The sequence below is a fragment of the Pseudofrankia coriaricola genome, assembly GCF_032027725.1.
In the GTDB taxonomy this organism is placed as follows: domain Bacteria; phylum Actinomycetota; class Actinomycetes; order Frankiales; family Frankiaceae; genus Pseudofrankia.
Genome location: NZ_JASNFO010000121.1, coordinates 26,735 through 36,599, shown reverse-complemented (window position 1 = coordinate 36,599; position 9,865 = coordinate 26,735). Strand labels below are relative to the sequence as shown.

The following is a 9,865-nucleotide window of genomic DNA, read 5'->3' as shown; positions in this document are numbered from 1 at the left end:
CGCGCCGACGTCCTGACCGCCCTGCTCCTCGGGAACCGGCGCGAACGGGTCACCGTCGAGATCCAGGTGATCGCCCCGGTCGGGACCCTCGCCGGCCTCGACGACAACCCCACCGAACTCGTCGGCCACGGACCGATCCCCGCACACGTCGGCCGGACCCTGGCCGCGGACGCACGCTGGCGCCGGGTGTTGACCGACCCCGCCACCGGAACGGTCCTCGACCTGGGGCATCGCCGCGTACCAACCCCGGCACTCGCCCGCCTGGTCCGCCACCGCGACACCCGCTGCGTCTACCCGGGCTGCGCGATGCCCGCCACGGCCTGCGACCTCGACCACACCCTCGCCAGAACCACCAACGGCCACACCGCACTCGACAACCTCGGCACCCTCTGCCGCCGCCACCACGTCATGAAACACAGCCCAGGATGGCAACTCCACCAACCCGAACCAGGCGTATTCATCTGGATCACCCCCACCGGCCGAACCCACCACGTCAACACCACCACCAACGACGAAGAAGGTTTCCTTCCCGAAGAAGACCCCCACACCTGGACCACCAACCCCGCCGCCACCACACCCGACACCCAGACCAGGACACGGAACCCGCCGAACAATCGGCCGGATACCGACAACCGTTGTCCCTTCTAGAACCCTAGAACGCACGACCCCACCGCCCGGCCCATCCACCACCACAGACACGAGCCATCGGCCGGCGGGTTTTGTTCGACTTCGAGCAGGCATCGCCGGGCGATGGCCTCGCCGAACTCGCCTACCTGCGCATCGGGTTCCCGACATGCTGGTGCGTCACCACCCCGCCCCGCCAGGCCGGGACCGAGTCCTCAGCGTTTGTGCCCGACGGCGAAGACGCGACGGAACGGCAGCAGCACCCGGCCAGCGCCGTCGACGGGGAATGCCTGCGCCAGGCGCCGCTTCAGTTCCTGCTCGAAGGCGGGGCGCAGGTCGTCCGGCAACGCGGCGAGCGTGGGGCGCAGGCTCGTGCCGGAGATCCAGGTGAACACCGGGTCGGGCCCGGTCAGGACGTGCAGGTAGGTGGTCTCCCAGGCGTCGGTGGCGAATCCCTCGGCGGCCAGGGCACGCCAGTACGCCGCCGGGTCGTACGCCGCCCCCACCTCGACGTCGGCCGTGTGGGCGGCATACGGCGGCTCGGCGGCGAGCTCCGCGCCCAGCGTGTGACTCGGCGCGGCGAAGTTGCCGGGCACCTGGAACGCGAACCAACCACCCGGACTCACCGCGCGCCCGAGGACCGCCAGGAGGTCGAGGTGATCCGCGACCCAGTGGAAGGTGGCGTTCGAGACCAGCACGTCGACGCTTCCGGCCGCCGCGGTGCTCGCCCAGTCGCGCAGGTCGGCGACCTGCCAGGTGATCCGCTCGTCCACGGCCTTCGCGATCATCGCGGGGCTGCGGTCGACGCCGACTACGCGGGCCGCCGGCCACCGGTCGGCGAGCAGGGCGGTCAGGTTGCCGGGGCCGCAGCCCAGGTCGACGACCGTGGCCGGCTCGGCCGAGACCCGGGCCATCAGGTCCGCGAACGGCCGGCCGCGCTCGTCGGCATAGGTCAGGTAACGGTCCGGGTCCCAGGTATCCGCCACCGCAGCCTCCAGACCACCCGACTCCCAGAACAGCACGCTAACCCTCGCGGGCTCACTGCGCCCCGGCGGCCAGCCAGGCGTCGAAGGTGGTGGGCATGATGCGGGCGCCCGGGCCGGGCAGCAGGGCGTTGCCGGCCATGCTGACGCCGTGCGGCCCTTCCCAGGTCGGCACGAGCCGGATCTCCTGGCCGCGCGCCGCGTAGGTGCGCCGCGCCATGTCCACCAGGTCCTGGGTCTCCGGGCCGGCGATGTCGAGCCGCTCGCGCCGGGGCTCGCCGACGGCGGTCTCGGCGAGGACCGCGGCGACGTCGGCCGGGGCGATCGGCTGCACGAGCAGCGGCGCGATGACCGCGGTGCCGTCCCGCTCGGTCCAGGAGGCGACCATGGCGGCGAAGTCGTGGAACTGGGTGGCGCGCACGATCGTCCACGGCACCGGTCCCCGCTCCACGGTGGCCTCCTGCGCCAGCTTCCCCGCGTAGTGCGGGTTCGCCGGCGGCTCCGCCATGCCGACGATGGACAGCGGTACGTGATGCCCCACGCCGGCGCGTTGTTCCGCGGCCAGCAGGTTCGCGGTGGTGGTCGTGAAGAAGTCGACGACCATCGTGACGTCCTGGGACGGGGTGTTCGCGCAGTCGATCACGGCCGCCACGCCGTCCAGCGCCTTGTCCAGCCCGTCCCCGGTCAGGACGTCGACGCCGAGTGACCGGGCGACGGGAGCCACATCGTGCCCGCCGTCCCGGAGGACCTCGCTGGTGAGCCGCCCGATCCGGCCCGTCGCTCCCACTACCGCCACCCGCATCGCTACCTCCCGCACGTCCGGCTATTTCGGAGGAAATATATCCGCAATATCCTAGATCCCGCCACCTCCGATACGGTGGCGGCGTGAGGCTGCCGGAGAGCACCGAGTGGCTGCTGCACTGCGCCGTCACGCTCTCCCTGCTGGAACCCGGGCAGGCCGCCTCCGCCGGCCAGCTCGCCGACTACTACGACCTGCCCCTGCCCTCCCTGGCCAAGCAGCTCCAGGCACTCGTGCGTGCCGGCGTGCTCACGGCGACGACCGGCCCGCGCGGCGGGTTCCGGCTGGCCCGGGACCCGGCGGACATCACGGTCCTGGAGGTCGTCGAGGCGGTCGACGGCACCGCCACCCCCTACCGGTGCCGCGAGATCCGGCAGCGCGGCCGCGGCGCCCTGCCCAGCGAGGACTGCGCCGCCCCGTGCGTCCTCGCCACCACCATGGCCCGGGCGCACCAGGCCTGGCGCGACAGCCTGAGCTCCGTGTCACTCGCCGACATCGCCGGCGATCTTCCACCCAGCGCACCGGGTCGTACCCGCCGGCTCCTTCCGCAACGGTGAACCAGGCGCCCCCACCGCGGGCCGCGGGCTGGCGCCGGGTCGCTAGCGGGGGGTGAAGTCGCAGGTCAGCCGCTTGACGCCGTTGATGAAGCTGCTGGCCAGCCACTCGGGCTCGCCGACCGCCCGGATGTCGGGGGCCTGGGCGAACAGCTCGCGCCACATCACCGAGATCTCGCGGCGGGCCAGGTGGGCGCCGAGGCAGAAGTGCGGGCCGGCGCCGCCGAAGCCCAGGTGGGGGTTGGGGTCGCGGTGGACGTCGAACCGGTCGGCGTCGGCGAACACGGCCTCGTCACGGTTCGCCGACGAGTAGAACAACAGCACCTTGTCGCCGGCGCGCAGCCGCTGCCCCGAGACCTCGACGTCCTGGGTGACCGTGCGGCGCATCCAGCGCACCGGGCTCGACCAGCGCACGATCTCCTCGACGGCGGTCCGGCTCACCCCCGCCACGTCGTCCCGCCAGGCGGCCCGCTGCTCCGGGAACGCCGTCAACGCGAGGAGCGCATGGCTGATCGCGGTGCGGGTCGTCTCGTTACCGGCGACCAGCAGCAGGATGAAGAACGAGGCGATCTCGCTGTCGTCGAGGCGTTCACCGTCGACCTCGGCGAGGGCGAGCGCGGTCGTGAGGTCGTCGGTCGGCTCGGCCCGCCGGCGCGTCGCCGTCTCCTGCAGGAGGTCGGCGAGCTCCGCGCCGGCGCCGAGCAGGGCGGCCACGATGTCGGCGCCCTCCGGGACGTAGTCCGGGTCGCCGGAGCCGAGGATGACGTTCGTGCAGCGGAAGACGTCGCCGTACCGCTCCTGCGGCAGGCCCATCATCCGGCAGATGACCTCCAGGGGCAGCCGGGCGGCGACCCGCGAGACGAAGTCGCCCGGCCCCTCGGCGACCAGGTCGTCCACGATCGTGCGGGCGATCGCGGCGATGTCCTGCTCGGTCTGGGCGATGATGCGCGGGGTGAACGCCCGGGAGACGATGCGCCGCAGCCGGTGGTGCCGCGGCGCGTCGAGGTTGATCATCCCGCCGAAGAACTCGAGGAAGTCGGGCGGCAGGTCCTGGATCGAAGTCGCCCCGCGGGCCGAGGAGAAGGTCCCCGGCTCCGAGCTGATCCGGACGATGTCCGCGTGGCGGGTGACCGCGAAGTAGCCAGCCCCGGACGGGATCAGATCGTTGGCAAAGGGCGGCTCCAGGTAGGACGGCAGGCCGGGCCGCGCGCGCAGCAGAGCGAACGCGGCGGTGATCTCGGCACGCGGCCGGACCCAGAAGGCGAGGTCGGAAAGGTCGACGTCGTCGACCGCCCCAATCGGACCGGCACCGATGGCGGTTGACATGGCTCTGCGTCCCTCCTGTCGTACGGCTGAGCTGCCCTCGTCCGCTGCCACGATCTACGCGCCCGCGACGCTTCGTCGTCCCGGCGCGCTGCCCGCCGACGACAGGCCGTGGCCGTCCGGGGCCGCGCCCACAGGGGCGGAGCCCCGGTCCCGGTAAGTGTGACCTGGATCGCACGACCTGGTGATCGGAGACGACATACAGGTCTCCACGGGATCGTCGGCGTCTCGGGTGGCCCGTCTGGACCCGCCCCTCACGGCCGGCTCAGCTCAGGTCCGGGGGTGGCGCCACAAGCGGTTCGGGCAGGTACTGGGCGATCCAGTCGATCGCCGGCCCGAAGGCCGCGGACCATACGCCCCAGTTGTGCCCGCCGGACGGGGCCAACGCCGTCGTCGTCGGGAGCGACCGCGCGTAGCGCCGCAGAGTCGCGGTCATCGCACGCGCCTCGTGCATGGCGCCCGGGTCGCCGCCTGACGCGGACAGGTAGAGCGCGGGCGCGACCGGGCTGTGGTAGCGGACCCACCAGATGGGCGAATTCTCGCGGCTGGCGAACCTCGCTCCCTGGTAGAGGTTTGCCGTCCCCGGGTCCTCGCCGGCGGTGAAGTAGCCCGACAGGCTGGCCGCCGCGGCGAAACGCTCGGGGTGGTGCAGCGCCAGGTTCACCGCGCAGAATCCGCCGGTGGAGATGCCCAGCGAGGCCCAGGAACGGGACGTGTCCACGCGGAAGGTCCGGGTGACGTCGTCGAGGACGTCGACGGTGAGGTAGGTCTCCCACTGCGCCCCGTCGACGGCGTTGACGCATTCGGAGCTCTGGCCGCCCGCGTAGACCTGCGGGATCACCAGGACCACGGGCGGGACCCGGCCGGCGGTGATCTCGGTTTCCAACCGGGTCTGGATGTCCATCAGCTGGGGGAAAGTTTCGGGTGAGCCAGGGTAGCCGTGGAAAACCTCCACCGCGGCGAACCGGCGCTGGGTGTTGCCCGTGAAGTAGGCCGCCGGCAGGTAGAGCAGCCCGTGGTGGGTCAACCCGCTGTGCTTCCCGGGGTACAGGACGTTGAGCATGATCCCGTGGCCGTGCAGCGCATCCCGGTGACCGAGCACGGCCCAGTTCGGGGTCAGCACGGCCATCCGGTAGCCGTTCCCCGGATGGCCCTGCACCGCGAGGCTGTGGGCGCTGGCCGGGCCGCCGAGCAGATCCGAGACTGATGTGTAGAAGCCGTAAGAGCGGTTGACCTGCGCGAGCGCAATGATTCCACCAAGCATCATGATCATCAGAAGGCTGACCGCGCGCCCGGGCAGTGCCCACCGACCGGGCCACCGCATCCACGACTGGTATGTGCCCGCGGCGCTCGCCAGGCCGACCACGCTCAGTAGGAGCATGAATGGCCACCCCGTGAGTGTCATCGGACCTCCATGTCGACGTTGACGAGTGTCAGTGTCGTGGTCGAACACGAGAGGACGATGAGAATTCTGGCCGGTCTGCCCCGGCCGGGATGGCTCCGCGCCCAGGCGCGGGCCCATCGGCCATCGTAGATCATCTTTGGTATCGGGTGATCGCGGACGGGTGGCGGGTGGTGGCCGCCATGCGGACACCGAGCGGGTGGACGCGGTGGACGGGACCGATCCGGTCGCGTCCCTCGCGCTCGGGCCCGAGGTGGCCGCCGTTGAAGGCACCCGCTGCCGGGACGGACGTGACCGGCCGGAGCATCGACCCGCCGGGCTGACCAGGGACGACGCGCTTTCCGGCGGGGGCTGATGGTACACATCGTTCTTTCGGTGTTCGGATGCTTATATGGGGTCACGTGGCGCCATGCGGGTCTCCTCTGACCGAGCCGACGCATACCGACGGGCTCGCCCCGCTGCTCGGGACGGGGCCCGCCGCGCGCGCCGCGGCCTGGGCCAACAGCCCGGACGCGTACGTGCCGACGCTGCGGACCGGCCCCCGCCCGATCATCTGGCTCGACGCCGGGACGGGCGACCAGGTGGTCGCGCACGGCCTGGTGCGGATGCGGGCGGAACTGGCGGCCAGCGGCTTCCCCGTCTCGCTGCGCCTGCGGCCGGGCGGCCACACGTTCGCTGTGTGGCGTCCCGCTTTCGCCGCGGCGCTCTCCTGGTACACGACCAGCCTCGAACCCTGATGTCCGAGCCGAACCTTCCCCGGGACGGGCGAACGGCCGAGATCGCCCGCATCGTCCCGGGTCCAGACCGAGGGATCAACTGCGTTGACCTGCCGGCGGGCGCGGACGGCGTGGATCGCGGCCTCGGACGGAGCTAGGTCAGCGGGAGCCCGACGGTCACGACGGCGCCGCCGAGCGGGGCGCCGTTGCGCACCTGGACGCTGCCGCCGTGCGCGACCACGATCGCCCGGACGATGGACAGGCCGAGCCCCGCGCCGGTGGTCGTGCGGGCGGCGTCGCCGCGGACGAACCGTTCGAAGGCCGAGTCCACCAGGTCGGGTGGAAAGCCTGGCCCGTCGTCGGCCCAGGCGACGGCAGTGGTGTCCCGGTCGGCGGTGATCCGAACGTCGGCCGTGGTCGCGCCGGCGGCGGCGCTGTTGGCGGCGAGGTTGGTGAGCACCTGGCGCAGCCGGTCGGGGTCCGCCTCAACGACCACGGGCTCGCTGTGCACCTCGATGCGTAGGCCGGTGACCCGGCCGAGCGCGGCCGCCTCGGCGAGCGCCAGGTCGGTCAGGTCGACCGGTTGGCGGTGCACGACCAGGGAGCCGGCCCGTTCGCGGGCCAGCAGCAGCAGGTCCTCGGTGAGCCGGGTGAGCCGGTCGACCTGGCCACGGGCAGCGAGCAGGGACTGTTCGACCTCGCCACGGTCGTCGAGCGCGGTCAGCGCCAGGTCGATCTCGCCGCGCAGCACCGCGATCGGGGTCCGCAGCTCGTGGCTGGCGTCGTCGACGAACGCGCGTTCGCGGGTGAACGCGACCGCGAGCCGCGCGAGCATGCTGTCCAGGGTGGCCGCGAGGCGCGCGATCTCGTCGTCGCCGTGAACGGGCGGCAGCCGTTGGGTGCTGTCCAGACTGGAGATCGCCGCCGCCTGGCGGGTCAGCGCGTCCACCGGGCGCAGCGCGGCCCGGATCAGGATCCAGCCCAGCGCGGCGAGCGCCGCGATCAGCAGCGGGGCGGCCAGCAGCAGGACCATGAACTGCCGGTCGCTGGCCCGTTCCACGGAGGTCGCGGCGACGCCGACGGTCAGCACCAACCCGGATGCGCCGACCGGCTGGGACCGCAGCCGGACCCGCAGCGGCGCGCCACGGTAGCCCAGTGGCAGGTCCCGGCCCACCAGGACGGCGTCGTGGACGGCGCGGACCTGCTCGGCGTCCAGCAGCCGCCGGCCGCCCAGCTCCGCCGACCCGGTCACCACCGTGCCATCGGCGGCGTACACCTGCGCCATCGGATCACCGGACACGACGGTGCGATCCCCGGTCCGGACACTGACCGCGAGGTCACCGGCGCGGTCGGCCAAGTCGGCGTCGAGAGCGCCGCGCAGCTGCCGGTCCAGGACGACGTAGAGCAACGACAGACCCAGGACCAGCACGATCACGGTGCCAGCGATGAACGCCATCAGCAGCCGCGTGCGCACCGACCGCCGCATCAGCCGCACCGCACCACCCCCACGTTCACGTTCCTCTCATGCGTTCCGGCCCATCCTGACAGTCATGCCTGAGCAGATCGCGCGCACCGAGCGCCATACCCGCCGCGTGCCTCGGCGCGCTCTGTACGCGGTGGCGGGCAGCGTCACTGTTCACCCATGCCGGGGACACACGCACCACGGATTGACGGTGTAGCCATGACGACGCCAACAGTTCCCGCCTCACGGTCGACGACGCCGGCCCCGGCAGGTGCCACGCACGGATGCGACCAACCGAACAATCAAACCTATTCTCGGCACATGAGGCTGCTCGTCGTCGAGGACGACACCGCGATGGCCGCGATGTTGACCCGCGGTCTACAACGAGCCGGCTATGCGGTCGACACGGTCGCTACAGGCACCGACGCGGTGTGGAGCATCACCGAGACCGACTACGACGTGGTGGTGCTGGACGCGATGATCCCGCCGCCGGACGGGTTCGACGTCTGCCGGCGGATCCGCGAGCAGGGACGCTGGGTACCGGTCCTCATGCTCACCGCCCGCGACGGCGTCCAGGACAAGATCCACGGTCTGGACGCCGGCGCCGACGACTACCTCACCAAACCGTTCGACCTGCAGGAACTCCTCGCCCGGGTCCGTGCGCTGACCCGCCGTGGCCCGATGGAGCGCCCGACCGAACTGCGCGTCGGTGATCTGGTCCTCGACCCGGCGACCCGCAACGTCCACCGCGGACAGTCGAATGTCGCGCTGTCGGCGAAGGAGTTCGCGTTGCTGTACGAACTGATGCGCCGGCCCGGACAGACGCTGAGCCGGACGTACATCATCAACCACGTCTGGGACTTCTCCTACGACGGTGTCTCCAACGTGGTGGACGTGTACGTCCGCTATCTGCGCGACAAGATCGACCGGCCGTTCGGCCGGTCCACCATTCTCACTGTCCGGGGCGCCGGATACCGGCTTGACCCGCATGCCTAAAACGGCGCCCGGCCGGCCAGGCCGGCCATATCGACCTGACGACCGCCGTCGCTTCCAACCGGAACGCAAGGCGATACCGTTGCGCGCCGACGCTCCTAGCCGAGGCCAGAGCACGCCGCCGGAATCCTGTTCCCGGCAATCCGCTGACGCGAGGCAAGGGCAGAGGTGGGGGCGTGACAGTGGACGCACTGGGCGTGGACGTCGGCGACGGCGCGAATACCGCCGATGAGAACGACGACGCACGTGACCCGGCCCCAGGCCACCGATCCGCCAGCACGACCGACAGTCCGCAATGACCACGGGACACGCCGTGGCGCTCGCGTTCGCCGTGGCCGCCGCCGTGAGCTATGGCGCCGGTTCGATCGCCCAAGCCGAAGGCGCCCGCCGCGCGCCCGACACGCTACGGGCGCTGCGCCATCCGCTGTATCTGGCAGGCCTCGGCTGCGACCTGCTGGCCTGGCTCGCGTCCGTCGCAGCGCTGCGGACTCTGGCCGTCTACCAGGTCCAAGCCATCCTTGCCGGTTCCCTCGCCGTCACCGTCCTCGGCGCCCGGGTCGTCCTGGCCGCCCGGATCCGCCGCCGCGACGCCGCGGCGGTCACCGTCCTCGCGCTCATCGTCGTGGCAGCCGCCGCCGGGCCGCAGGAACTAGCCGATAGCGACCCGGGCCCGGACCCGGGCAGCCCGGATGACATACGACACCGGAGGCCGAGAGGCCAAGCTGGTTTTTGCGTCTCGGGTCTGGACGCAGGGACTTCGACCAGGACGCGGCGTCACCGTCATGTAACGCATGATCGCAGGCCAAGAGCGACCCGCCATCCGATCACGGGACGCGTCAGCGGAATCCCCGCCTCCACGGCAGGACGGCCCACGCCCGGCCGAGGACTCCGAGACTCGGACATGAGCGATGATCCGCGATCCGCGAAGGATCCTCTTGACGGCCCGAGGGACGTCCGAGATCATCTCCCTCGCGGCGAGCGTTTCTGACGAACCATCAGATTTGAACCA

At 71.6% G+C, this 9,865-nt stretch carries 11 protein-coding genes; 6 read left to right on the top strand and 5 right to left on the bottom strand.

Annotated elements, in window-relative coordinates:
* Positions 1-648: HNH endonuclease signature motif containing protein (locus QOZ89_RS42320; RefSeq protein ID WP_312629831.1), on the top strand; the 648-nt coding region annotated here is incomplete at its 5' end.
* Positions 649-839: 191 nt separating this feature from the next.
* Here the strand turns inward: QOZ89_RS42320 and QOZ89_RS42315 are convergent.
* The gene (locus QOZ89_RS42315; RefSeq protein ID WP_071048203.1) at positions 840-1,610 is read right to left on the bottom strand and encodes a methyltransferase domain-containing protein; all 771 of its coding nucleotides are present in this window, start codon (positions 1,608-1,610) and stop codon (positions 840-842) included.
* Positions 1,611-1,662: 52 nt separating this feature from the next.
* Positions 1,663-2,409 (bottom strand): SDR family oxidoreductase, encoded by a 747-nt coding sequence (locus QOZ89_RS42310; RefSeq protein ID WP_071048202.1) that lies wholly within the window; start codon positions 2,407-2,409, stop codon positions 1,663-1,665.
* An 83-nt stretch (positions 2,410-2,492) separates the two neighbouring features.
* Here QOZ89_RS42310 and QOZ89_RS42305 point away from each other — a divergent pair, with 83 nt between their 5' ends.
* Entirely contained in the window at positions 2,493-2,963 is a 471-nt protein-coding gene (locus QOZ89_RS42305) for an RrF2 family transcriptional regulator (RefSeq protein ID WP_071048201.1), read from the top strand.
* Positions 2,964-3,005: 42 nt separating this feature from the next.
* Here QOZ89_RS42305 and QOZ89_RS42300 read toward each other — a convergent pair whose 3' ends face one another.
* Together QOZ89_RS42300 and QOZ89_RS42295 are read right to left on the bottom strand one after the other, a co-directional pair.
* Complete coding sequence (locus QOZ89_RS42300) at positions 3,006-4,286, bottom strand: cytochrome P450 (protein WP_312629828.1); 1,281 nt, start codon at positions 4,284-4,286, stop codon at positions 3,006-3,008.
* Positions 4,287-4,548: 262 nt separating this feature from the next.
* Positions 4,549-5,688: an alpha/beta hydrolase gene (locus QOZ89_RS42295; RefSeq protein WP_071048199.1), complete on the bottom strand. Its 1,140-nt coding sequence runs from the start codon at positions 5,686-5,688 to the stop codon at positions 4,549-4,551.
* A 160-nt stretch (positions 5,689-5,848) separates the two neighbouring features.
* Here QOZ89_RS42295 and QOZ89_RS42290 point away from each other — a divergent pair, with 160 nt between their 5' ends.
* Entirely contained in the window at positions 5,849-6,040 is a 192-nt protein-coding gene (locus tag QOZ89_RS42290) for a hypothetical protein (RefSeq protein WP_312629825.1), read from the top strand.
* A 46-nt stretch (positions 6,041-6,086) separates the two neighbouring features.
* Positions 6,087-6,422 (top strand): alpha/beta hydrolase, encoded by a 336-nt coding sequence (locus QOZ89_RS42285; protein ID WP_071048197.1) that lies wholly within the window; start codon positions 6,087-6,089, stop codon positions 6,420-6,422.
* Positions 6,423-6,555: 133 nt separating this feature from the next.
* Here QOZ89_RS42285 and QOZ89_RS42280 read toward each other — a convergent pair whose 3' ends face one another.
* Positions 6,556-7,887 carry a sensor histidine kinase gene (locus tag QOZ89_RS42280; protein ID WP_071048208.1) on the bottom strand — a complete coding sequence of 444 codons (1,332 nt, stop codon included), beginning with the start codon at positions 7,885-7,887 and terminating at the stop codon, positions 6,556-6,558.
* 297 nt (positions 7,888-8,184) lie between these two features.
* On the opposite strand from QOZ89_RS42280, the gene QOZ89_RS42275 reads away from it, so the two are divergent.
* On the top strand, positions 8,185-8,859 hold the full coding sequence (locus tag QOZ89_RS42275) for a response regulator transcription factor (protein WP_071048196.1): 675 nt from the start codon (positions 8,185-8,187) through the stop codon (positions 8,857-8,859).
* A gap of 292 nt (positions 8,860-9,151) precedes the next feature.
* Positions 9,152-9,844, top strand: coding sequence for a hypothetical protein (locus tag QOZ89_RS42270; protein WP_312629822.1), 693 nt, complete (start codon positions 9,152-9,154; stop codon positions 9,842-9,844).
* Positions 9,845-9,865: the final 21 nt, after the last annotated feature.